We start from the raw sequence: 24,610 nt of genomic DNA on the forward strand, positions 1-24,610 counted from the left end.
TTCCTTCGTCTTTTATAATATACGTATTTAACACGTGTGTAAAATGTTATGACTGTTATTACTATATAAATAAAATTACGTAGGATTTGAGATGGTATAACCAAATTAAACACCAAATAGGAAAAAAAGGACGAGTCCATCTGGATTCGTCCTTTTGCTTTTAAAATATTTGATAGTGTAAACGAGCTACGTAAGCCAGATTCCTGTGCTTTGCCTGACTTCACGAACTGTCTGTTACACAACCAATTCGCAAAGTCCTGCAAATGCTCAGAATCTAAGCAGGCTTACTCCGCTCTCTGATTTAAACGAGCTCCACAGGCCAATTTCTTCCGGTTTGCTACAGTATCAAAATCACACGCAAAATACGCATGTAATTCTAATACTTAGGCAAATCCTCGGAAATTCCCGGGCCTGTTCCGCTCTCTATTCTGATTTATGTATATCGCCTAGAATATCTTCACCGGAAAAATCAAAATCCATGTAAGATTGATTTTTGACGGGCAAATGTTGTTCCAAGGTATCAAATTGTTGGAGTTTTACATTTCCGTTCGCTGTACCAAATGATAATAAGTGGCCACCGAAGTCGTGTTCATCAGATAAGAAGTGATGGTGAAAGCCACCGACAGCCGCTCCATCAAAGATTTCAGGTGAGTAGTAACTCAACAAAGTTCCTGTAACGGTATCTCTGTCAAAAATACTTTGGCTTTCAGCTGTTTTAGCTAAAGTATCATAAGGTTTGTGTGATTTCTTCACGGCACGAGTCTTCACATTTGTAAACTGACCGTGTAACTCAATTGAGAAGAAAGTATTGGCACTTGTTAAGGATAGGATCTTCTCTTCAAGTTCTTTTTGGCTGATACTATCAACACTTGTTAATGGCTGATAACTGCCAAAATGAATGTTAGCAAAGGGCAGAGTGAAATCATCTTTTACGATATTAACACTGCCGTTGCTGTCGACTTGATAAGGTGTGCCATCTAAAATGACCAATTCACCGTCAAGACCTTCACCAGTACCGATTCCTGTATCACCATGACTTAACAATTCTTTCATAGTGATAGTTCCATCAAGTAGTCCGGGGACTAATAAAGCTAATGTTCCGTGTTGATAAAGAGTATTTGTATTTGACATGAAATCCTTCTTTCTATCTTAGTTCAAGACGTCATCAACCAACTTGGATGCTAATTGAATGTTGTCTGAATAGTCAACGGGGATGTGCAAGATAACTGGTCCCTTGGTATCAAAAGCTTTGGCTAGCATTGGTTCGAGATCTTCGGTTCTCTCAACACGCATACCAGTAGCACCAAAACTTTCAGCATATTTAACGAAGTCAACTGGTCCTAATTTAACTCCGGCATCATGACCGTATTTGGCGATTTCTTGGAAACGAACCATGTCATAGTAACCATCGTCCCAAATCAATTGTACGATATTAAGATGTAAGCGGACAGCTGTTTCTAGCTCTTGACCAGAGAAGAGGAAGCCACCATCACCAGCAACTGAAACAACTGGCTTTTCAGGACGTTCCAAAGCGGCAGCGATCGCCCAAGGAAGAGCTACACCAAGCGTTTGCATACCATTACTGAATAGTAAGTGACGTGGTTTGTAACTTCTAAAGTGACGAGCCATCCAGATATAGAGACTACCAACATCAACTGTAACAGTCGTATCATCGTCGACTTGGTTCTGTAAAGCATGGATAATAGCTAGGGGATGAATCCCGTTCTTATCCGAGTGATTAGTGGGAATAGCATCTTTCTTAGTAAATTTCTCTTGTTGGTCAGCCAGATGTTTGTGCATATCGGAGCCTAAGTCGATACCAGCCGGTAAGTTAGAGCTGATTTCGTTAAGAGTCTTAGCAATATCAGCGTTCACAATCAAGTCAGGTTGATAATCATTAGTGATTTCTGGCTTGATACTGTCGAGATTAATTATTTCCCCCGAACGACCAATATTCCAATTACGGGCTTCATATTCGATTGGATCGTAACCGACTGCGATGATCAAGTCACTTTCCTTGAGGATAGTGTCACCGATTTGGTTACGGAACAAGCCGACACGGCCGTAATAATTTTTTTCCAAATCACGCGATATGACACCAGCACCCTGGAAGGTTTCCACAACTGGAATCGAGAACTTGTGCAAGAATTTGTGGATAGCGTCAGTAACTTCGTTGGTAGAGGAACGCATACCTGCTAAAATTACAGGTAACTTGGCCTTTTCAATCTTTTCGATAATTTTGTTAAGTGTTTCTGAATCAACGCCACCTTGTTCAACTTTGTGTAATAGCTTGATAACAGGGCGAGTCACGTCGTCATTCAAGACATCTTGAGGAATGGACATAAAAGTTGCTCCAGCCTTGGGTGAAACGGCATTTTGGTAAGCGTTTGCAAATGATTCCGACAAATTGTTAGCATCCTGTACTTCGACACTATCCTTAGTAGCAGCGGATAGAAGTTCCTTACTAGAGATACTTTGGTGAGTTAAACGGGCAATATCGTTTCGAGGAACTTGACCACCTAAAGCAATTACAGGGTCACCTTCAGAAGTGGCGGTAATTAGACCAGTAGCTAAATTGGAGACACCAGGACCTGATGTAGTAGCCACAATACCAGGCTTACCAGTTAGACGACCAATACCTGCAGCAATGAAAGCCGCGTTCTGTTCGTGACGAGTAATAATTAGTTTAGGAGTTTTTGGATCATCATTATGTTCAAGTGATTCAAAGAGTCGATCAATCTTAGCACCAGGGAGTCCGAAGACGTAATGAACGCCTTGATTAATCATCGATTGGATCAAAGCTTGAGCACCATTAGTTTTTGTCATTGTATCTAACCTCTTTTTTGTGTAGATTTGTTCTATAATTATTTATAGGAAAAAAATAAAGCATTTGTGTTGATTTGTCAACACGTAAGTCTTTTCATGGAGTGAAAGTTAATGAAAAACATTGGATACTTAGCACAAGATATTTCTATCTTACACCGTCAATATTACAAGGATACGAGGGAGGAATTCAATCAAATCAACTTGAATCCGACTGCAGCTTGTATTTTGTTGGCTGTAAGTGATTATGAAAACATTAGTCAGAATCAAGTGGCCCGTTCTTTAGTAATTGACAAGGGTTTAGCAACTCGCGAGATCAATAAAATGAATCAATTGAATTACTTAACCAAATCAGATGGAGCTGGTAAAACTAAAGTTCTTAATTTGACTGAAGAGGGTAAGAAAGTTGTAACAAAAGTCCAAAAGATTCGTAGTCAATGGTGGGAAGATCGGTTTGTAAAAGCTGGTATTCAAAAAGATAGTCCGCTAGTTTCTTCCATTGAAGCAGTTGTTTCGACTATTGTTGATCCAATTGAAAGATAAAAAGGAAGCTCATTCATACCGTTGCAGTATGGATTGAGCTTCCTTTTTGATATTGGTGACTAAACTTTCTGGTGCCAGAACTTTTACATTTTGTCCCTGACTCAAAAGCCACATCATAACACCACGTTCGCCAAAAGTATCGGCTTCAATAATGACGCCACCACCATTTTGTGATTGTTTGGAACTATGATCTGAAAGTAAATTTCCATTGGCATCACAATGTGCCACAACTTTAGCAGTTGGAATGCGGTCGAGTGCAGCTTCAACGATACCCCAGAATTGAAACTTTAAATGAATCAATTTACCGGGATACATGAATTGAATTTTCTGACGAAATTTGCCTTCTTCGAAACGGTCCTTATAGGCTAAATCAATCTTGCCAGTTACGTGATAGTCTTCGATCCGGTCAATTCGATAAAGCAAATTATCCTTATAGTCTGGATTGTAGGAAACTAGATAGAAATAGTATTCTGAGAAAATCAGAGCTTGTGGTAAAACGTCACGAATGACCATTTCCGAATGTTGGCGATGATACTTGATTTCGATAGCCTTTTTCTGGGTAATGTATTTGCTCAAAGTCCAAATTTTATCTAGTAAGTCTTGTTGATGATGCAGAGGAGTGTAATTGAAAATCTCATTTTGGATCAAAGGACGAACTTCATCGCGAATTTGACTATTTGCCAAGTTTAGAAGTCCATCGACTGTATTAGTCAATTCAAGCCGGTTAAGCGCCCGACTAGCCAATAAAATTTTGATCAAAACGAGAATTTCTTGAGTATTAAGAATGTGTTGATCACTGTGCATACGATAACCGAAATTGTTTCTTTCGTACTCAATTCTGTAGGGTAGACAGATGTCTTCGAAAGTTAAATTAATCTGACTGATATCTCGTTGAATGGCACGAGGAGTTACATTATATTCATGAGCTAAATCGTTCTTATTCAAGATTTGATTGTCAAGTAGTTTTATGTAAATAGCGAAGCGACGCTCAGATGTGTTCAAAATATATCCTCTTTCTGTAAAGGTGGACAGAATTAGTCTACCTATTATTATAAAGTAATTTTGAAAATAAAATTATTGTGTTAAGGAAAAATAGGTGATAATTATGGCCGAAAAGGTGGACTATGATATTTTAAATGAATCATATAAGGAGATAGCTGAACTTATTGGAGTGGAGGCAATGTTAAAAATTCGTGATAACTATTGTGGGATGCAACTACAACTGCCAATGCGACTCTATGATGCTAATAAATTACGTAAAAAACTCCAAACAATGGACGTGCAATCGAATCAAATTATGATGTTATCACGAAAATATGGCTATTCACCACGTTGGATCAAGGAAGCTAGCAAATAAAAAGAGCGTTTGACAACGCGTGATTTTACAATCATGCCTACTCAAACGCTTTTTTGTGTTTCTTTAACTTTTTCAATGTGAATCATCTTAGTGATGTTCTTGGGGAGAATCTGCTTCAAATTGTTACGTAGGTTCAAGATGACCATTGAGTGATCGTAATCGTTGATATTGAGAATTTTGATGGAGTCGGAAAGTTTTATATCAATGTTACTTAAAATTTTGAACAAATAGGAGTCTTCCGTAAAGTTGACTATTTTGAAAGTCGTCTCGGAAATATTCTGACTAGCCAATAAAGAATCAGCGGAATAAATGGGAATTGCGGAATTAATTGGGATGATATTGCCATGTGGACAAGTCTGTGGATACTCCAAGTGAATATTCAGTCGGTCGATCAATAATAAATCGGGATGATCTGACAAGGCTGTAGCCTTATCGTAAATGTCGCTCAGCGGGATGTCTAGTTTCTCGTAGAGCCAAGTTTCGATTAAACGATGTTGTTGAATCAAAGGGATGACATCGTTTAAACCTTTCTTAGTTAACTTGCTACCGTAATACTTTGTATATTTAACCAGACCTAACTTTGAAAGATGTTGGGTGCGGTCGGAAATAGAAGCTTTACTGACATTAGCTTTGATGGCTAGATCGATATTGTTAACGTTTTGAAAACTGCCACCGAGTTCGAAAATGAGTCTCAAAAAATTTAGGTCGTTCAAAGTCGTTCACCACTTTTTCTTAATAAGGTTCTTTCAACCTATTTTCTGCGATTCTTAAAAATCATGTCATCTAATAGTAGAGAATTAGTAAAAATTCTTGAATACATACCAACTAAAACTTCGGAAGTTAACCAATTGTTGGTTAAAAACTCCTCGTCATTGACCTCGTTAATTACTTCTTGATGTGTTTCTTTACGCATGATATTCCTCCATTAATAAGAATAAGAGTAATTTATTAGTTTAGACTAATAAAAATAGTTAAACATAAATATAAAGGTTATTGTATGGACATATTGTCAAATAATTATATTCATGAATCACTATAGCTCCGTCGTTAACGCCTTTAATATAACATAATTATTTTATTTGAAATAGTTAAGCTATGTTTAAGAATAATCCTTTATATCACATTAGGTAGCTTCGAAAGCCTTTATAATGGTCAAGTAATCGTTTTCTGAAATTTTTGAAGAAAAATTACTGTTTGTACTTTTTTATTAGGTAGACTTAAAAAATAGTTTACATAGATTTAAAAAGCGGTAGAATGGTCTTTGGAAAGGCGAGCAAGACTTACTTGTCTGGTAAAAATTAATTGGAGGAAAGAAACCAATGTCAAAGCAGAACAACACATTTGAACGTGTCTTGGTTGGTGTTGATGATTCAGCTGATGCTCAATTAGCATTTAGATATGCCATGCATCGTTGTATCAAAGACAATTCAACTTTGATTATCACTTCCATATTGGAAAGCGGAGATATGAATGTATATCAAGCCTTAACTAGAGATTACGTTCATGGTGAACGTAAAGATTTAGAAGAGCATATGCAAGAGTATCGTAAAGTTGCCTTGGATGCTGGAGTCCAAAAGGTCGAACTTATGATTGGTGAAGGAGATCCTGGCGAGACAATCGTGAAAGATATCATTCCTGCTGCCAAAGCCGATCTATTAGTAATCGGTTCGCTATCTAAGAAGGGGATTAGAAAGTATTTCGGTTCTCAAGCCGCATATATGGCGAAATATTCACCTATTTCAATTATGATTATTCGCTAAAACCAAATTCAAATATAAGGGGAGATTAATATGGCTGAAAAGCGTAAATTAATCCAATATGCCAATGGTCCTTCGCTAGAAGAAATCAATGGTACAGTCGATGTTCCAAAGGACAAAGGCTTTTTCAAAACTCTACTTGCATACTCAGGTCCAGGGGCTTTAGTTGCCGTTGGTTACATGGATCCAGGTAACTGGTCAACATCAATCACCGGTGGTCAAAATTTCCAATACCTATTAATGTCAGTTATTCTCTTGTCTAGTTTAATTGCCATGTTGTTACAATATATGGCTGCTAAACTAGGCATCGTGAGTAAGATGGATCTGGCACAAGCAATTCGTGCTAGAACAAGTAGATCATTAGGAATTGTTTTATGGATTTTAACTGAGTTCGCTATTATGGCGACAGATATTGCCGAAGTTATCGGTGGTGCGATTGCGTTATACCTATTATTCAATATTCCATTAGTAATCGCCGTATTTATCACCGTTGGTGATGTTTTAGTATTGTTATTATTAACTAAGATTGGTTTCAGAAAAATTGAAGCTATCGTTGTATGTTTAATTCTTGTTATTTTATTCGTATTCGTATATCAAGTTGCACTATCAGATCCTAACTGGGGTGCTGCCTTTGCTGGATTAGTTCCAACAGGTAAGACTTTTGCTACACATCCAACAATTGGTGGGCAATCACCATTGCAAGGTGCTCTAGGTATCATTGGTGCTACAGTTATGCCTCATAACTTGTATCTACATTCAGCTATTTCTCAAACAAGAAAAGTTGATCACGCTGATGAAAAATCAGTTGCACAAAACGTACGTTTCTCAGCTTGGGATTCAAATATCCAATTGACAGCTGCATTCTTCGTTAATGCCTTGCTATTGATCATGGGTGTTGCCGTCTTCAAGAGTGGCGCCGTTAAAGATCCATCATTCTTTGGTTTGTACCAAGCTTTATCAGATACATCAACATTAAGTAATGGTGTTTTGATTGCTGTTGCTAAATCAGGTATTCTTTCAACATTATTTGCTGTAGCCTTATTAGCTTCAGGTCAAAATTCAACAATTACAGGTACACTTTCAGGACAAGTTATCATGGAAGGTTTCGTTCACATGAAGATGCCTCTATGGTTACGTCGTTTAGTAACACGTTTGCTATCAGTTATTCCAGTTCTAATCTGTGTTATGTTAACAAGCGGTAAGAGTTCAATTGATGAACACGTGGCTTTGAATGATTTAATGAACAACTCACAAGTCTTCTTAGCCTTCGCTTTACCATTCTCAATGTTGCCATTACTATTAATGACAGATAGTGCTACTGAGATGGGTAAGAAATTTAAGAATGCAATTTGGATCAAAGGATTCGGTTGGTTCTCAGTTCTAGCCCTAACAGGATTAAACCTTTATGGATTGCCAGATCAAATCAAGGCTTTCTATGGAGATGGAATCACAGCAGCACAATCAACACAGGCCGACATTATCGCCTGGGTATTGATCGTAGCCGTAGTAGCCTTACTAGTATGGACATTGGTTGATATGCACAAAGGTAATGAAAGATTGAAGACAGAATTAGCAAGTGAACACGTATCATCAACATACGAACACTTAGCTAAACTATCAAGAGAAGCCGGTTCAGAAGCTGAATTCGATAAAGAAGCAGTCGCAGAAAGATAGAGAGCGAAGCAGGCCTGGGAATTTCCGAGGATTTGCCTAAGAATTGAAATTAGCCGCTGTATTTGCGGATGATTTCAGTTCTGTAGCAAACCGGAAGAAATTGGCCTGCGTAGCTCGTTTCAGAATAGAGAGTGAAACAAGCCGTTTAGATTCTGAGCATTTGCAGGACTTTGCGAATTGGCTGCGTAGCAGACGGTTCGTGAAATCAGGCAAAGCACAGGAATCTGGCTTGTGTAACTCGTTTCCACTATATTGCCAAGAACCATGGTTATTAAAGAAAAAAATCAAAATTATTTCTAAAACAAAACCAAAAAAACTAGAAAAATTCCAATAAGGGAAATTTTCTAGTTTTTTGTTGTTCGAATTAGAAATCAAGTACGATTCAAAACGTACTTAATAATTTCAAATAATCAATGATGAAATAAATCATACTTGATTATGTCTTTAAATCAAAATACCATCACAATGATCAACTTCATGTTGAATAATTTGAGCAATGAAGTCGGAGAACTTTTGTGTATGTTCTTTGAAATTAACATCCAAATACTTAACTGTAATATTCTTAAAACGTTTAGTAGGACGTTCACCTTCAAGAGAAAGACAACCTTCAGAAGTGTGATAGGGATTTTGCATACTTATAATAGAAGGATTTATCATAGGAACGTTCATTATTCCCATAGAAAAAGCGATGATACGCTTGTTAACGCCAATCATGTTGGCTGCCATACCGACACAGTTTTCGGAATGAGATTGTAGAGTGTCGAGCAAATCTTGAACGACTTGAGAATCATTTTTAGTAGCTAATTCGGATTTTTGACTGAGAAGTGCTTGGTCGTGATTTATTGGTTTAATCATAATTAAACTCCTAGAATAGAATGTTCTCATTATAAGCGATGAAAGATAGTAGATTCAAGCAACAAACGGCTATAATGAGGGTAGTTAATCAATTCAGAGGAGCGTGGAACCAATGAATCTATTATTTGCGATTGATGATCGTGTCGTCGATCAACTACTAACAGTCTTATACTCAATCAAACGTAATACCTCCGCAACCAGTTTTTCCGTATACGTGATTCAAGATAAGAAATTAACTCATACCCAAAGGATTATCCAAGTCTGCAAGAGACTCAAGATGACCTATCATCCAATCATCGTTTCCAATACCCATTTCGACAAGGCACCAGTGACTGACCGCTACCCGAAGACAATTTATTATCGTTTGTTGGCCTACGAATATTTGCCCAAGAATCTAAAGCGAGTACTCTACCTCGATACCGACGTCTTAGTGATCAATGATTTGAAAAAGTTATATAACATGGACTTCGATGGCTACTGGTACGCAGCTGCTAGCCACATCGCACTGGATGTAACTGATTCATTAAATAAGATCCGTTTAGGTAACTTTGATACCGATGGCTACTACAATTCTGGAGTAATTTTGATGAACTTGCCTGAAGAACGAGAACACGTCAAAGCTGAGGATATTTATGGCTATATCAGAATTAAAAACTTGGCACTGTTCTTACCAGATCAAGATATCTTGAATGGCCTCTATGGACAACATATCAAGAAGATTCCTGATGAAATATACAATTATGATGCCCGAATGAATCCACTCTATTACACCAAGAGTAATGGCGTTTGGGATATCGATTGGGTAATTGAACATACTTCGATCCTACATTTTTGTGGTCGCGATAAACCTTGGAAACCAGACTACAAAGAACGTTTCTCCGGATTGTACAAGCATTATGCCCATGTTGCCAAAAGCTTACATTAGTAGGCTTTTTTTATTTTGCCTAAATTTTATATCAAAGTGATATCACTTTGATATAAAGGTGCTATAATACAGATATGGCAGATAAGATGATTGCATTAAGACTAGATAAAGATTTGTACGACCGGATAGCAGAAGATGCAGGTCGTGAGAATCGTAGTGTTAATAATTATATTGTCACCAAATTGAGTGAAGCTGTACCTACAAATAACCTCGAACAGCGCCAAATTGTAGGGTCTATCGTCAGAGGGGATAAGATCAACATGGCAAACGACTTGGTCGAGGTTAAAGGCATCTACTATCGCTATGATTTACTGGCAAACGATTCAGTTAACACCCAACGTAATTATCAGGTTATTAAAGCAAATGGTAATATCCTGACAATCCAGGAATTAAAATAGAAAAGTAGGCGGGGAATAATGTTTGGATTTAAGGTAGTGCGTCAAAATCATGTAGGATTGGTTGAAACTTTGGGAAGATACAAGCGTGAAGTTAACGCTGGTTTGAGTTTTTACATTCCCATTTTTCAAAAAGTTAGAATAGTGGACCTTGCAATGATACCGTTGTCCTTAAAGGGATATTCCGTTATTACCAAAGATAACGCTGAAGTACAGACAAACGTTACATTAAATTATCATGTTACCGATGCACGTAAATTTGAATATGAAAACAGCAATTCAGTTGAATCAATGGTGCAATTAGTCCGTGGACACTTACGTGATATTATCGGTAAGATTGACTTGAACGAAGCACTAGGGTCAACCTCAAAGATCAACGCAGATTTAGCCGCAGCAATCGGGGATTTGACTAATACCTACGGAATCAAAGTAGACCGTGTAAATATCGATGAATTGAAACCATCAGCTTCCATCACTGAATCAATGGAGAAACAAATCAGAGCTGATCGTGAGAAGACAGCCGCAATTGCCAAAGCAAATGGTGAAGCCAGAAGTATTGAAATTGAAACAAAAGCTAGAAACGATGCGACCGTCTCAACAGCCAAAGCCGAAGCAGCTGCAACCATAGCTAGAGCCGATGCCAAAGCATACGAAATCAAGAAGTTAAACGACATGTTAGCATCAGCCGACAATAAATACTTCATAGATCAACAAATCCAAGCCTTCGCAGCTTTGGCAGAATCTTCAAGCAATACCGTTGTGATGAGTAAAGAAGATATCGGAAAGTTCTCTGAAATCCCCGTTACCGCACAAGTTATGAATCAGATTAGTAAAAAATAGAGAGAGAGCGGAGTGAGGGTGATCAGCCTCCGAGGATTTGCCTAAGTACTGAAATCGCACGCGTATTTTGCGGGCAATTCCAGTACTGTAGCAAACCGGAAGAGGTTACCCTCATGAAGCTCATTTCAATAGAGAGTGGAGTAAGCCCGCTTAGATTCTGAGCATTTGCAGGACTTTGCGAATTGACTGAGGAGCAGGCAGTTCGTGAAGTCAGGCAAAGCACAGGAATCTGGCTTACGCAGCTCGTTTCCACTATATTGCCAAGAACATTGGTTATCTAAATAAAGAACCATTCAAGATTGCAAAAAGAATAATCATCATTTATAACATTTTTGTAATCGAAAAGAGACCACAGGAATATGGCTCCCGTGATCTCAATCATGACTCGAAAAGTTTCGTTGGTTGGCTAACCCTAGTGGTTAGCTTTTTTTATTATCCAATAGGCCACTGCAAAGAATATGCAAGCGATACCTAGTTGAACAACGGATTCTACGAAAGCAAACACAGCCCAACGCACCTTATCCTTTCACTCATAGTTAACCCTCCATTCTCCAGTAATCGAGAAGGAGTTGTACTACATGTTTTTAAAGCCACTAAAGTCAATAAAGATTACGACTCTAGTTTGAGTATAACTAAGCAAATCAAATTTTTAAATTTTATTTGTGATAATTTAATATAAATATTTTGATATCCCTCAGTATGAGGGCTATTTTTTTATCTCCAAAAAACAAAGTTCTTGACTATATGTTTATATCGACATATACTATTAATTTTCTATAACGACATAAGGAGACAAACAACTATGACAAAAACATTTAAAACTTTAGAAGATTTTTTAGGAACACATTTTATTTACACATACGATAACGGTTGGGAATATGAATGGTACGCAAAAAATGACCACACAGTTGACTACCGTATTCACGGTGGTATGGTTGGTGGCCGTTGGGTAACTGATCAAAAAGCTGACATCGTTATGTTAACAGAAGGTATCTATAAGATTTCTTGGACAGAACCAACAGGTACAGACGTAGCCTTGGACTTCATGCCTAATGAAAAGAAATTACATGGAACAATCTTTTTCCCTAAGTGGGTTGAAGAACATCCAGAAATTACTGTGACATATCAAAATGAACATATTGATTTAATGGAAGAATCACGTGAAAAGTACGAAACATATCCAAAATTAGTTGTGCCTGAATCCGCTAATATTACATACATGGGGGATGCTGGTCAAGATAACGAAGATGTTATCAGTGAAGCACCTTATAAAGGGATGCCTGATGATATTAGAAATGGTAAATATTTCGATAAGAATTATAACCGAAAATTTCAATAACAAGTTAGCCACTTGGACAAAATAAATTGAATCCAAGTGATATCAGTATTTGAAGTTTATAAATATGTCTTTAAGCGCCACAGGAACTAGCAAAGAGTTCTTGTGGCGTTTTATAGTTCAATAACTTTCTAGGCATATTGTTGAGCTTAAATTCTATGTCTCTTATTACTTTTGGGCTGACTGTATCCAGTGACAGCCCTTTGGGCAAGTCACGACGTATCATTCGATTATGTACTTCATTTGTTCCACGTTCACAAGATGTATATGGGTGTGTGAAGTAAACATCCGCAACGCCAGCCATATCAGATGATAGATTAGAGAACTCAGGGCCATTGTCTGCAGTGATTGAATTGATAAGATCACCATAGTTCTTTATGATCTCTTTCATAGCATAATCTACAGAGTCGGCATCTCTACCGTCAATAAGTCTCATTATTTCAAAGCGTGTCTTACGCTCTATGAGCGTTAAGACGACACTCTCATGGCCATTTCTTTTGCCCACAATCGTGTCTATCTCAAAGTCCCCAAAGGATTCTCTGCTATCAACACTTTTAGGGCGTTTCTCAATACTACGACCAAGTAGACGCTTATGCTTTTTTGAAGTATGTTGCTTAGTCGGTCTAGTTGACTTTTCTACCAGATCAATATTCCGGATTTCAAGTCGTTGTTCATCAATATATTTGTAAAGTGTAGTAGTACAAACCATTTCATCTACTAAGAATAATTCTTCGTTCTTAGCTCGTCCAACGGCCGTATCAGGTGACCATCCATTATCTATGAACTGGCTTACAAAGAAGCCTAAAAAGGCTGTGACTTGGTCGAATTTAGAAGGACGATGGCAAAGCTTACGGTTCTTTACATACTTTTGATGTGCAGTGTCAGGAAAGTAGCAATTCAAGTGTTGAACTTTACCATTAACTTTCTTGATCTGCTCAACAGTACCTCTGTTAATTTCATTATTAATAGTCTGAGGTGAAACGCCGATAGCTTTAGCTATCTGGCGATTCGAGTAGCCAATTGAATGAAAGGAAGCAATCTTTCCACGTTCAATTTCAGTTAAATGATGTCCTTTAGGACGATTTATGATATTCTGTTCTAGCACCAAGACGAAAAACCTCTTTCATTGTTTGTGTGAGAACTCCAATGATACCTGATTTTTACGTCTTGGTGTTTTTATTTTGTCATTTTTCTAAAGTGGCTAACTTGATTATAAAATTCGCCGTTCGGAATTTTTCTTAAACGAGACAGTTTATTTGGCTGGCAGTAATCCTAATGTGACAGATGAGACTGATACGCCAATTGAAAATCTCGATGGTTTGCAAGTTTTGAAGTATCTACCAAAGAATACCCAAGTATTTTTCCAAGTTAAATTAGCTTCGGATCCTAAGGCTAACCTCGATTTGTCACCATTATATGGTGTTCCAATTTACAATTTTACTTTGGATGGTAATTACAGTGATGCTAAAGCTAAGGAAATTGATTTGAATCAATTGGTTAAATTGGATATTTCTAAAGCCACAAATGTTGAATTAACTGGTGATACTGCCGTTTCAGCTAATTCAGGAATTACGCAAGCACAATTGGAGAAGATTGCGCCATGGCTAGTCAAATATGCCAATAATGGTAAAACATACAATGACATTGTTTTGAATAATGGTTCGATTTCTGACTTTTCAGTCTTGAAAGGTATCAACCGAACAAATTCGGTAACTGTCTTCGTTAATCACAATAATGTAGCCAGCACTACACCTGTCTACGCTACCGCAAGTAAGGCAGGCTTGACTTTTACTGCTTTACCATTTAAAGGAATTGATGGTGAAGATTTGGCATCGACTTATCACTACACGACGACAGTCAAGACACCGGCTGACGATAATTTGATTCATGTTAAAGGTGACGTTTATAAAATTACTGATCCTGATACTTCGGCTAAGAAATTGACTTACGGAATTATTGGCGACTACATCAGCAGTAATGACGATTCAATGTTGCAGAAGAGCTACGGCAACTCAACTTTGGAATACTTCGGGATGTACTCACAACCATTGATTTGGAAGACTTCAACTAAACCTGTAATTAAGCCAACAACACCTGCACAATCTACAGAGATTGGTGGCTCAACTGGATCAAGTAGTGTTCCTGATACAACTGGAACAACCACAACCCCAGTGACACCAACATATGTCAATAAGAGTGGTGTTGTCAGAACTTTCAATAGCTATACAAAATTGACTGATATTGAAGGTAACACACTTGCAGTTGAGTTAGGACCTAATACCGGATGGACTTATGACAGAGTAGTTGAGATCAATGGTCAACAATATTACGAAGTGGGAACTAATGAATACTTGTTAGCCGATAGTGGGATCACTTATACACCAATTCAAACCAGAACAGTTTTGGCAGCAAGTTCAGCTGTACCTTTGTTCAGTTCAAAAGGTGTTAAATTGAGTACAACTTTGCCCGCACGTTCCAATTGGCTAACTGATAGTAGTGCCACTATTAATGGAATCAAAATGTATCGTGTTGCCAGTGACGAGTGGGTAGCCGCCGATACAGTGAATGTTTCTGGTAATAAGGTAGTTTCAACCACATTCCCCGAAGTTTTCACTGCTAAAGTTAAAACACCAGTTTATTCAGCTACTGGTAAGTTATTAGATTATCAATTAGTAACTGGCACTTCTTGGAAGGTCGATCGTAAAGTTGTCATTAATGGAATTTCCTATTATCGTATTGCTACAGATGAATTTGTTCGTGCATGAAAAATGATATAGATTTCTAAAAGGGCGCTTACTAGAACTATTAAGTTCTGGCAAGTCGCCTTTTTTAACGCAATTTAATTCGGAGAAAGTAAGATATATCAATACAGTAGTTGAAAGGCTAGAATTGAGATAACATATTTAGAACCATTTAATCATTTCGATTGTAAGGAGGAAACTAATGACAAATATACGAGATATAGCTAAGGAAAGTGGTTATTCCGTTGCTACAGTGTCTAGAGTCGTGAATAACAGCGGATATGCTTCTAAAAAAGCAAGAAAGACTGTTAATTCGATAATTAAAAAGCGTAATTACAAACAAAACAGTATCGCTCGATCATTAAGCTTGGGAAAAACAAAAGTGATTGGATTAGTAATACAAGATACAGTTCAAGGGTATTATTTGAAATTAATGAAAGGCGCAGTAAAAGAAAGCTTTGAATTAGGTTATCAATTACTTATACTTCAAAGTGATTACCAGCAAGAAAAGGAGCTGTCCTTTTTAAAGATGTTACAGAAGAAGGCAATAGATGGATTGATATTTACTTCACACTCATTATCATTGAAAAAGATAATGGGTTATATGAAGTATGGAAGAATTGTTATTTGTCATGATCCTAAAGAATCAGCAATTGCTGCGGTATACACTAATCGGAAGAATACATATGTAAAAGCATTTAAATGGATGAGAGAAAGGAAAATTTCAAAAATTGGTTTAGCGTTGGGAAGATCAAGAGAAGAAAGTTATTCAACAAGAATGGCATTAGAAGCATTCAATTTTGTCTTTGGTGATTTGGGATGTGACGCATTAGTGAAGCTGAATGCAATAACTTATGAAGATGGTTATAAGTTTGGACGGGAGTTTCAAAATGTCGAAGGAATACTGACAAGTAGTGATGATGTAGCTGCTGGGATGTACCAGTATTTTGTTGATGAGAATATAAAAGTACCAGTATTGGTTGGACAGGATTGTCAAACATCTGGGAAAATACTAAAGCTACCATCCATTAACCATAATCTTGAGAAAGTCGGTGAAAATGCCGTTAAACTGTTGGTTTTAGATGAAAACAAAAGGGTATTGATTAAGTCCAGTTTTGAAGTTAATAATTAATCATAAAACAAGTGAAGTATAGCTAGAGATTCTTGTAATAGATTAGATAGAAGAAAGTACACTAATATAAGTGTACTTTCTTTTATATGCATGGAACCGGTTACATATTATTATTTAATTGTAGCAAGGAGGGAAACGATGGAAACACCATTAACAGAATTGAATTCAAAAGAGCTAAACATAATAGTAATGTTTTTGAACTCCAAGTTGGTTCATTATTCTGATATTGGAAAGCGCATTGGAAGGTCTAGAAAAACTATTACAAAATATCTGGACAACATTGAAATTGTATTAGCTAAATACAAAGTTAAATTAATTCGTAAAAGAAATGTTGGAATGTACTTAATCGGAGATACAACAAATTTAAGTAAAGATATACAGGTATTCGGACTGAACAACGTTCCTAGAACTAGATCAGAAAGGGTTACATTCATTCTATCGAGGTTACTATTATCCAATCATGATGAATCTATTCAAACTCTGGCAGATGCAACATTTGTTAGTCGAGTGACTTTGGAACATGACATTAAAGAAGTTAAGCGATTGTTGGCTGAGCACAATGCATTTATAGAAACAACTAGTAAAGGTGTTAGAGTCATTGCATCAGAATCAGCTAAAAGACAGTTAATTTCTGATCTATTAACAATGTATTGGGGTAACACATTGTACTCAAAAGACAAAGAAGGAGATGTGCGAGGTAAATTACAGCTTCCCAGAGATATAACGAAATTCTTTGATAAAGATATTTTTACAAAGGTAACAAATTCGTTAAGTGAATTTGAAGATCAGAGCCAATTGAAGTTTACGGATTATGAATACCAATCTTTGGCAATCCATTTAATAATCTCGTTAGAAAGGATTACTAATAATGAAGTTTTAACTGATGGAGATAATAAGCAAGCATTAGAGAAAAATACAATTATTTTAGTTAATATTTTAGAAAAAAACTTTTCAATCACTATTCCTAAGTATGAGCGGCAATATATCAACATACATATTCTTGCAGCTGAGGGACAGTCGTTAAGTGATAAAGATCTAAATGAAACCAGCAATAATTTTCAGCAAAATGCTATTTCTGATTTTTTAAAAGTGAATATTGTTGATTATGATTCCCAATTGATAAATGGTTTGATGATTCATTTAACGTCAGCGTTGAAACGATTATATCTGGGATTGAATTTACATAATCCTTATTCGAAAGAAATTAAGAGAAATTTTCCTCAAGCATTTAATGATGCAATTGATTTATGTACTAAATTAGAAAATAAATTCAATGTTTCTATGAATAAGGATGAAGTAGGATATGTAGCTTTACATTTTGAAGCGTTCCTTGAAAGACCAAAGAATATGATTTCCACAGTTATTGTTTGTAGCTCCGGATTAGGTACAGCTAGATTATTAAATCAGCGAGTTAAAAAATTTTTTAGAAATACTATACATGTATCGAGAGTAACTTCGATACAAGAATTAAAACATAATTCAATCAAAGAAGATTTAGTAATTAGCACTATTAATCTGGATATATCAGGAAAGCCGATTGTCATTGTTCCTCCTTTTTTAGACGATAATTCGATAAAAAGAATAAATGGTGCGGTTGATCAAATACTTGGAAGAACGAAAAAAACTAGTTCTTTCGATAAGCTTTTATATAAGGATTTAATTGTACTTGATCAAGGTAGAAAATATAGAGACGAAATCATAAATGATCTAGGTTCATTAATTGTCCATAACAATTATGGACGTGAAGGAATAGCAAAAGCTGCAATCCAACGTGAAGAAATGGCAAGTACAGCAATGGAAGATGTGGCGATGCCACATGCGACGGTAGATTTTGTTAATAAGCCATTTATAGCGGTATATGTTAATCCAGACGGTGTTGATTGGAAAGGTAAAACAGTTAATGTTGTATTCTTTCTAGCTATGAATAAAGATGTTCATGATCAAATTGATTCAATATATGAACGTTTCAACAATATTTTGGAAGACAAAAAACTGTTGAAAGGGATTGTGAACAGTAAAGATGAGAATCAAATTTTAAAATTATTGAGTGGTGAATCTAATGAGTAAGGAATTAAGCGATTTTATATCAAGTAAAAATATTGTGATGGATTTGAATGCTAAAACGAAAGATGAGGCCATTAAGCAACTATCGTTAATTTTAAAGAAAAATGGAAATGTGTCGGATTCGGATGCTTTTTATAAAGATGTCCTTAAAAGGGAATCGATGACAACGACTGGAATTGGAAACAACATTGCAATACCTCACGGGAAGAGTAGTTTCGTAACGGATACAACAATGTTGTTTGCAAAGAATAAGGTTCCATTGGAATGGAATTCACTAGATGGTAGCAAAGTAAATATTATTTTTCTGATGGCAGTTTCTCCTGATGCAATAGGTAATGCACATTTAAAGATGCTCGCTAAATTATCAGGTAAATTGATGGATGATGAGTTTGTTTCCGCTATTAAGGAAGCAAAAACAACAGATCGTATATTGGAAATTATAAAAGGATAAGGGAGATAAATTATTATGACAAAAATTGTTGCAGTAACAGCTTGTATCGCAGGAGTTGCACATACATACATGGCAGCTGAAAATTTGAAGAAGTATGCAAAAAAAGAAGGATATGACATTAAGGTTGAAACTCAAGGAGCAATGGGTGTTGAACATCGTTTATCTGAAGGAGATATTAAAGACGCAGACGTTGTAATATTTGCTGTTGATACGACCGTTAGTGAATCAGATAGATTTGAAGGTAAAAAGATTCTCAAAGTTGGAACTTCTGAAGTTGTTAAAGATGGTAAATCTACCATTGATCAAGCTATTGATTTAATTAGCAAATAGACCATTAAATAATGGAGGGGAACTATTATGAATATTAAAAAGTTTGGTAAAGATTTAGCTAATCATTTCCAAGCCGGTGTTTCTTACATGATTCCATTGGTTACTGCCGCAGGTTTGTTAACATCTATTGCCGTTATCTTCGGTGGTCAAAATGTTTGGAACCAAACAAGTAATATCTGGGGAAATTTAAGATTATTAGGACAAACTGGTTTAGGGTTTATTCCCACAATAATTGCAGCTTATATTTCTTTCTCTATCGCTGATAGACCGGGATTGGCACCTGCATTTATTGTTGGACTTGTTGCAACAAGTATGGGAACAGGATTCCTAGGTGGTATGTTAGTAGGTATTTTGACAGGTTATTTGGTTAAGTGGTTAAAGAAGATGCCTATTCCAGAAAAGTTAGTTGTTGTTAAATCTTTGATTATTATTCCATTTGTAGCAACAATCGTCGTCGGATTGATTTTGATATATGTCGTTGGTAGTCCTGTAAAGGCAATGACAGTTGGCTTAACCGCGTGGTTAAAAGGTATGAGCGGTGCAAACGCTGTTGTTATGGCTGCTTTGCTAGGTGGAATGATGGCCGTCGATATGGGTGGCCCAATTAACAAAATTGCTTACGCATTTGGTATGGCCGCATTTACATCAGGTGGTTATACAGCAAGTACTGCTATGTTAATGGCTATTGGTATTCCACCTCTAGGGATGTTTTTAGCAACACTCATCGGAGGGAAAAAATTATATTCAGATGCTGAAATTGAAAGTGGTCGTTCAGCCTTATTAATGGGTATTGTTGGTATTACTGAAGGAACTATTCCATTTGCTGTTGCTGATCCTGTAAGAGTTATTCCAAGTATCATTGTTGGTACCTCCGTCGGTTGTGCTGTGAATGCATTCTTTGGTACAATTCAAAAAACTGCATTGTCAACTGTAATGGCAATACCATTCTCGTCAAATTGGCTATTGTATACTCTTGCTATTCTAATTGGTGTTGTCGTTGAAGCATTGTTAGTGAACTTCTTGAAGAGATTTACTAGAAAAAGTATTAGTGAGGTAGAAGATTAATGATTAAAGCAAATTTTGTAAATCATACTCATTGGGATCGTGAATGGTATTTTACTACAATGGATGCTTTAGTATTAAGTGAACAGTTATTTACTGAAGTGTTGGATGAACTCGAAAAAAATAAGGATGCAAATTTCTGTCTTGATGGACAAATATCCATTGTTGATGAATACGTTGAAATACATCCTGAAGCTAAGAAACGAATTCAAAAATTAGTTGATGAAGGTCGACTATTTGTCGGACCTTGGTATACGCAGACTGATGCGTTAATTCCTGATGCTGAATCAATTATTAGAAACTTGGTAATTGGAATCAAAGATACAGAACGCAATTATGGTAAGCCAATGATGATAGGATATTTACCAGATACATTTGGATTCAATGCTCAAATGCCTACATTACTTCATCAGGTTGGGATTGATAACTTTGTCTTTTGGAGAGGAACAAACTTTAATCGACAAATGAGCTCTTTATACTTTAGATGGAAAGGTCTTTCTGAAAAAGAGGTTTTAGCTGCAAACTTCCCTTTCGGATATTTTACAGCTCAAATCGATCTTGAATCTAAGAGGAATCTAAAAGAATTTGTAGAAAAACGTTATGATACAAATGTTAAATTTGCAGTTGACCATGGTGATAATCAAGAAGTCTTAATGCCTTCAGGTATTGATCAAATGAATATCATTAAAAACATTCATGATACAATCAGAGAACTAAATAATGATAGTGAATATTCGACTGACATTAGTACATATCCTGAATTCATTGACAAATTAAGACTTCAAACGAACCTTCCAGAATATTCTGGTGAATTAAGATTGCCAACATATTCCAGAGTACATAGAACTATTGGGTCTGTTAGACATAGAATTAAAACAGAGAACTTTTATTTGGAACAGAAGATTTTACGTCGTATTGAACCGTTGGTTGTTATTGCAAGAAACAATGGGGTTAATATTGGTAATGGTCTTCTCTTGAAACTCTGGAAGAAGTTACTAGAGTGTCAACCACATGATACATTAGGTGGTAGTATTTCTGATAATGTTGCGGTTGATATCCTACATCGTTTTAAAGAGGCTAATGAAATTGCTGATGGCATCGAGAATACAATTGAAAAGAAGATTGCTGAATATTTAAATCTTGGTGATCACGATGTAATCTTATTTAATACTGATCCTTATAAATTTAAAGGGACTAAGGAAATCAGCGTTGTTGCAAGTACTAAGAACATTAAGTTCGATGGTATGGATAACGAAGTTTTGATTAAAAGTAAACAATATCCAGTAAGACACCACATTCTAATGATGACCCCAAGAGGACAAGAATATAAGGACGAGCCAGAGTATTACCAATTATCATTTAAAGGTGATGTTCAGCTTCCAGCAATGGGATATAAAGTAATTAAATTTCACGAAACAGAAAGTGTGTCAGAGTTATTGCCTGACAAGGTAAGCCGTGAACATGCTGAATTAATTAAAGGTTCTGTAACAGTGAAGTTTGAGAATGGTCATCTCAACATTCAAAACTCTAATGGTAAGATCAATGATTTTATTAAGATTATCGATTCGGGAAATGATGGAGATACATACGATTATTCTCCATTGAGAAATGACGAAGAAACGGCATTACCTTTTAATAGTGCATTTGTCGAATCTGTAAATAATCAGAGTAAAGCTCTCATAGTTAATGGCTCAGCAAGTCTTCCAGCCACGCTGAAAGATAGATTATCTAAAAAGCCGCAATATAGAACAGTGGAATATAGTCTTAAATTAAGTATTGATCAATTTGGATTGGTTGATGCTAAATTAAAGATTAACAATAGTGTTGAATCACATAGAATACGATTGGAATTTGATTCTGATATTAATTCTGATGAAGCTATTGCTCAAATTCAGAATGGATTTATAAAGACAACGAATAAACAAACTGATCAAGATTGGAATAAAGAATTTGTTGAAAAGCCTGTAAATATTTATAACTTTGATAAGACTGTTTCTGTAACTGACAATCATAAATCACTAACATTCCTAGGAAAAGGGATGAAGGAATATCAATATAACAATGGCAAATTGTTTATTACTTTAATGGCTACTACGGGTGAATTAGGAAAGCCTGATTTAGCATGGCGCCCAGGTAGAGCATCAGGAGATACAACAAATCAAGGACATATAATGATGCCTACGCCATTGGCAGAAGAACTTGGTGTAAATGAATTTGAATTTGCGCTAGATTATACTTCCGAAAGATTCTCTGAAGACAGAATTAGTAGATTAACATACAGATGGTTGGGACAATCAATTTCCTATCAAAAACAACAATTAAATTTATTTATCCATAGATTAGATAATAAAATATGGGATACAGATGATAATCCTACAATTCCGAATAATTATTCATTGATGGAACTAAGTGATAAATATCTTGTTTCAGCAATTTACCCATCTTATGATGATACCGATTCATTCATTGTTAGATTATCTAATCCAACAAATAAGAAAATTGATATTGACTTGAATGACTTTAAGCAAGGTAAAATTGTAAATGCACTTGAGAAGCCCATGAAAGGTCATGAGTTTATCGGTCCATATGATTTAACAAGTATTAAATGCAAATTCTAATATTGAGTGTAAATTCGAGCAAATTAGAAAAATAAAAGTAAAGGGTGATTTCACTCTGGCTTTTGTTTTTTTGATTATCGTATCGCTACAGATGAATTTGTTCGTGCATAATAAGAAAGCGCTAAAACCAAATAGGTTTTAGCGCTTTTTATTTCCTATATTGAAGATATTTCCATCTATACCTCTAATCACCTTGTTAAATATGATAAAATTCATATGAGTGTCTAATGGTAGTTAGAAAATGTGGGGGGAAACAACATGCACAAAAAACACAAAAGTCACACATTTCGTAATGTATTTTTGTCAATTTTAGCTTTGCTTATCTTCGGTACGGCGGCATTTGGAATGTCACACTATCGTAGTGTCAAAGCAGCAATTAACAGTTCTTTTGCACCGTCTGGTGTGGATAAATCACGTAATGTCAGTTCAATTTTGAAAAAGAAAACTCCGGTTTCAATCTTATTAATGGGGACAGATAATGGAGCTTCTGGTCGTAATTATACAGGTCGCACGGACTCAATGATGGTCGTTACAATCGATCCTAAGACTAGAAAAACTTCTATTACAAGTATTCCAAGGGATGTAGCAGTCGTAGTTCCAGGTTATAAAGGGAAGTCACCTGCTAAAATAGATGCGGCTTATTCTTATGGTCAGGCTAAAACAGTTGTGACGACTGTATCTAAGCTTTTGAACGTACCAATTGATTTTTATGCCTTGATTAATTTAGAGGGTATGGAAGATGTGATCGATCAAGTCGGTGGCGTTGATGTCTATGAACAAGGGGAAAAGACACATATGGATGGTGCTAAAGCCATTGATTATGTCAATAATGCCAATAACGATTATGGTCGTCAGTTACGTCAATTCGACGTCTTGAGTGCCATTTTGCATAAGAGTGACTCAATTTCAACCTTGTTAAATCAAAGTTTCTTCAACTCAATGGCTGAACAAACACAGACTGATTTAACTTTCGCTGATTTGAACGTTTTAGCTAAGAATTATTTTTATAATGGCGAAACGAATCAAACACATTTGAAAGGTACAGCGGCAAAAGTTGCTGGTCAAAGTATGCAGATCGTCAAGGATTCAGAGTTGCAACGAGTAACTAACTTTATTCGTGACAATTTGAATTTAGGACACGTCAAGACAGGTAAGATTTCTTATCAAAAGGGCGAAAAGATTACCGAACCAGCTAAAAAGAAAGCTAAGAAAAAGGTAACTAAGAAGAAGACCAAGAAAGACTCGACTAAGAAGGAAACAACCGACAGCGATACTTCTGATACCGATAATGGAACAGCCAATAGTGCTGCATCTGATACAACTGGTACCACGAGTTCAGCAACAGGTTCTTCCTCAACAGCCGGATCCGGTTCAACAGGTAATAGTGCTGGAAGTACTTCATCTTATGGTGGCAATTCTTCAAGTGGCACATCTTCTAATACTGGTTCTTCATACGGAAGTGGTTCATCAACTGGTAACAGTGGAAGTTCAGCAAATAGTGGTTATTATGGTGGCGGCTCGTCATCTAATACCGGAAGGTCCAGCTCAACAGCCGGTAGCGGCAGTTCTTCAAGTAATAGTGGTGAATCCTCATATGGAGGCGGTTCATCAGCATCTACTGACAGTTCTAGCAGTGATGTAAATAATGGTTATGCATCATCAGGTTATGGTGAATAGGTAGTGAATACAAAAAGGGCCTTAATTTTC

Annotated in this window: 24 protein-coding genes; 17 read left to right on the forward strand and 7 right to left on the reverse strand. The window is 36.3% G+C overall.

All coding sequences use genetic code 11. From position 1 onward, the window contains the following. Positions 1-423: 423 nt before the first annotated feature. Positions 424-1,131: an acetolactate decarboxylase gene (gene budA, locus ACI6PB_RS02275; protein ID WP_404280946.1), complete on the reverse strand. Its 708-nt coding sequence runs from the start codon at positions 1,129-1,131 to the stop codon at positions 424-426. An 18-nt stretch (positions 1,132-1,149) separates the two neighbouring features. Further along, entirely contained in the window at positions 1,150-2,826 is a 1,677-nt protein-coding gene (gene alsS / locus ACI6PB_RS02280) for an acetolactate synthase AlsS (protein WP_309510457.1), read from the reverse strand. Positions 2,827-2,937: 111 nt separating this feature from the next. Between alsS and ACI6PB_RS02285 the strand changes: the two genes are divergently transcribed. Further along, the gene (locus ACI6PB_RS02285; protein WP_025085347.1) at positions 2,938-3,366 is read left to right on the forward strand and encodes a MarR family winged helix-turn-helix transcriptional regulator; all 429 of its coding nucleotides are present in this window, start codon (positions 2,938-2,940) and stop codon (positions 3,364-3,366) included. 9 nt (positions 3,367-3,375) lie between these two features. Here the strand turns inward: ACI6PB_RS02285 and ACI6PB_RS02290 are convergent, their stop codons facing one another. After that, complete coding sequence (locus ACI6PB_RS02290) at positions 3,376-4,368, reverse strand: helix-turn-helix transcriptional regulator (RefSeq protein ID WP_404327703.1); 993 nt, start codon at positions 4,366-4,368, stop codon at positions 3,376-3,378. 103 nt (positions 4,369-4,471) lie between these two features. On the opposite strand from ACI6PB_RS02290, the gene ACI6PB_RS02295 reads away from it, so the two are divergent. Continuing rightward, positions 4,472-4,723: a Mor transcription activator family protein gene (locus ACI6PB_RS02295; protein ID WP_404327704.1), complete on the forward strand. Its 252-nt coding sequence runs from the start codon at positions 4,472-4,474 to the stop codon at positions 4,721-4,723. Between the two features lie 41 nt (positions 4,724-4,764). Here ACI6PB_RS02295 and ACI6PB_RS02300 read toward each other — a convergent pair whose 3' ends face one another. Both ACI6PB_RS02300 and ACI6PB_RS02305 read right to left on the reverse strand, forming a co-directional pair. Further along, the gene (locus tag ACI6PB_RS02300; RefSeq protein ID WP_404351095.1) at positions 4,765-5,436 is read right to left on the reverse strand and encodes a metal-dependent transcriptional regulator; all 672 of its coding nucleotides are present in this window, start codon (positions 5,434-5,436) and stop codon (positions 4,765-4,767) included. 38 nt (positions 5,437-5,474) lie between these two features. Next, positions 5,475-5,636, reverse strand: coding sequence for a hypothetical protein (locus tag ACI6PB_RS02305; protein WP_156314125.1), 162 nt, complete (start codon positions 5,634-5,636; stop codon positions 5,475-5,477). 406 nt (positions 5,637-6,042) lie between these two features. Between ACI6PB_RS02305 and ACI6PB_RS02310 the strand changes: the two genes are divergently transcribed. From ACI6PB_RS02310 to ACI6PB_RS02320, 3 genes are read left to right on the forward strand one after another with little or no spacing between them, the layout of a single operon-like run. Further along, the gene (locus tag ACI6PB_RS02310) at positions 6,043-6,483 is read left to right on the forward strand and encodes a universal stress protein (RefSeq protein ID WP_025085351.1); all 441 of its coding nucleotides are present in this window, start codon (positions 6,043-6,045) and stop codon (positions 6,481-6,483) included. A 30-nt stretch (positions 6,484-6,513) separates the two neighbouring features. Beyond that, a complete protein-coding gene (locus tag ACI6PB_RS02315) occupies positions 6,514-8,154 on the forward strand; it encodes an Nramp family divalent metal transporter (protein WP_025085352.1) in 1,641 nt (546 codons plus the stop codon). 43 nt (positions 8,155-8,197) lie between these two features. Beyond that, positions 8,198-8,488 (forward strand): hypothetical protein, encoded by a 291-nt coding sequence (locus ACI6PB_RS02320; protein WP_025085353.1) that lies wholly within the window; start codon positions 8,198-8,200, stop codon positions 8,486-8,488. 110 nt (positions 8,489-8,598) lie between these two features. Here the strand turns inward: ACI6PB_RS02320 and ACI6PB_RS02325 are convergent, their stop codons facing one another. Continuing rightward, on the reverse strand, positions 8,599-9,009 hold the full coding sequence (locus ACI6PB_RS02325; RefSeq protein WP_404327706.1) for a peptide deformylase: 411 nt from the start codon (positions 9,007-9,009) through the stop codon (positions 8,599-8,601). 112 nt (positions 9,010-9,121) lie between these two features. Between ACI6PB_RS02325 and ACI6PB_RS02330 the strand changes: the two genes are divergently transcribed. The 4 genes from ACI6PB_RS02330 (at position 9,122) to ACI6PB_RS02345 (ending at position 12,508) form a co-directional block, all read left to right on the forward strand. Further along, positions 9,122-9,934 carry a glycosyltransferase family 8 protein gene (locus tag ACI6PB_RS02330; protein ID WP_404327708.1) on the forward strand — a complete coding sequence of 271 codons (813 nt, stop codon included), beginning with the start codon at positions 9,122-9,124 and terminating at the stop codon, positions 9,932-9,934. A 74-nt stretch (positions 9,935-10,008) separates the two neighbouring features. Continuing rightward, positions 10,009-10,332 carry a hypothetical protein gene (locus tag ACI6PB_RS02335; protein WP_054643824.1) on the forward strand — a complete coding sequence of 108 codons (324 nt, stop codon included), beginning with the start codon at positions 10,009-10,011 and terminating at the stop codon, positions 10,330-10,332. Positions 10,333-10,350: 18 nt separating this feature from the next. Beyond that, on the forward strand, positions 10,351-11,169 hold the full coding sequence (locus ACI6PB_RS02340) for an SPFH domain-containing protein (protein WP_404280953.1): 819 nt from the start codon (positions 10,351-10,353) through the stop codon (positions 11,167-11,169). 802 nt (positions 11,170-11,971) lie between these two features. Next, positions 11,972-12,508 carry a phenolic acid decarboxylase gene (locus ACI6PB_RS02345; protein ID WP_404327709.1) on the forward strand — a complete coding sequence of 179 codons (537 nt, stop codon included), beginning with the start codon at positions 11,972-11,974 and terminating at the stop codon, positions 12,506-12,508. Between the two features lie 70 nt (positions 12,509-12,578). On the opposite strand, the gene ACI6PB_RS02350 is transcribed toward ACI6PB_RS02345, so the two are convergent. Next, positions 12,579-13,613, reverse strand: a complete 1,035-nt coding sequence (locus tag ACI6PB_RS02350; RefSeq protein WP_059075255.1) for an IS30 family transposase — start codon at positions 13,611-13,613, stop codon at positions 12,579-12,581. A 148-nt stretch (positions 13,614-13,761) separates the two neighbouring features. Here ACI6PB_RS02350 and ACI6PB_RS02355 point away from each other — a divergent pair, with 148 nt between their 5' ends. The 8 genes from ACI6PB_RS02355 (at position 13,762) to ACI6PB_RS02390 (ending at position 24,580) form a co-directional block, all read left to right on the forward strand. Beyond that, positions 13,762-15,270: an SLAP domain-containing protein gene (locus ACI6PB_RS02355; protein WP_404327711.1), complete on the forward strand. Its 1,509-nt coding sequence runs from the start codon at positions 13,762-13,764 to the stop codon at positions 15,268-15,270. Positions 15,271-15,448: 178 nt separating this feature from the next. Continuing rightward, positions 15,449-16,378 (forward strand): LacI family DNA-binding transcriptional regulator, encoded by a 930-nt coding sequence (locus tag ACI6PB_RS02360; RefSeq protein WP_404280959.1) that lies wholly within the window; start codon positions 15,449-15,451, stop codon positions 16,376-16,378. 138 nt (positions 16,379-16,516) lie between these two features. After that, positions 16,517-18,445 (forward strand): BglG family transcription antiterminator, encoded by a 1,929-nt coding sequence (locus ACI6PB_RS02365; RefSeq protein WP_404327712.1) that lies wholly within the window; start codon positions 16,517-16,519, stop codon positions 18,443-18,445. Further along, positions 18,438-18,893, forward strand: a complete 456-nt coding sequence (locus ACI6PB_RS02370; protein ID WP_404280965.1) for a PTS sugar transporter subunit IIA — start codon at positions 18,438-18,440, stop codon at positions 18,891-18,893. The genes ACI6PB_RS02365 and ACI6PB_RS02370 overlap by 8 nt, the downstream gene beginning before the upstream one ends. Positions 18,894-18,908: 15 nt before the next feature. Next, the gene (locus ACI6PB_RS02375) at positions 18,909-19,223 is read left to right on the forward strand and encodes a PTS fructose transporter subunit IIB (RefSeq protein ID WP_404280967.1); all 315 of its coding nucleotides are present in this window, start codon (positions 18,909-18,911) and stop codon (positions 19,221-19,223) included. 27 nt (positions 19,224-19,250) lie between these two features. Continuing rightward, positions 19,251-20,288, forward strand: coding sequence for a PTS fructose transporter subunit IIC (locus tag ACI6PB_RS02380; RefSeq protein WP_404280970.1), 1,038 nt, complete (start codon positions 19,251-19,253; stop codon positions 20,286-20,288). Continuing rightward, entirely contained in the window at positions 20,288-22,903 is a 2,616-nt protein-coding gene (locus ACI6PB_RS02385) for an alpha-mannosidase (RefSeq protein ID WP_404327714.1), read from the forward strand. The genes ACI6PB_RS02380 and ACI6PB_RS02385 overlap by 1 nt, the downstream gene beginning before the upstream one ends. A gap of 258 nt (positions 22,904-23,161) precedes the next feature. After that, on the forward strand, positions 23,162-24,580 hold the full coding sequence (locus ACI6PB_RS02390; protein ID WP_404327715.1) for an LCP family protein: 1,419 nt from the start codon (positions 23,162-23,164) through the stop codon (positions 24,578-24,580). The last annotated feature ends 30 nt before the right edge of the window (positions 24,581-24,610 follow it).

Source organism: Companilactobacillus paralimentarius, assembly GCF_963227125.1.
In the GTDB taxonomy this organism is placed as follows: Bacteria; Bacillota; Bacilli; order Lactobacillales; family Lactobacillaceae; genus Companilactobacillus; species Companilactobacillus paralimentarius.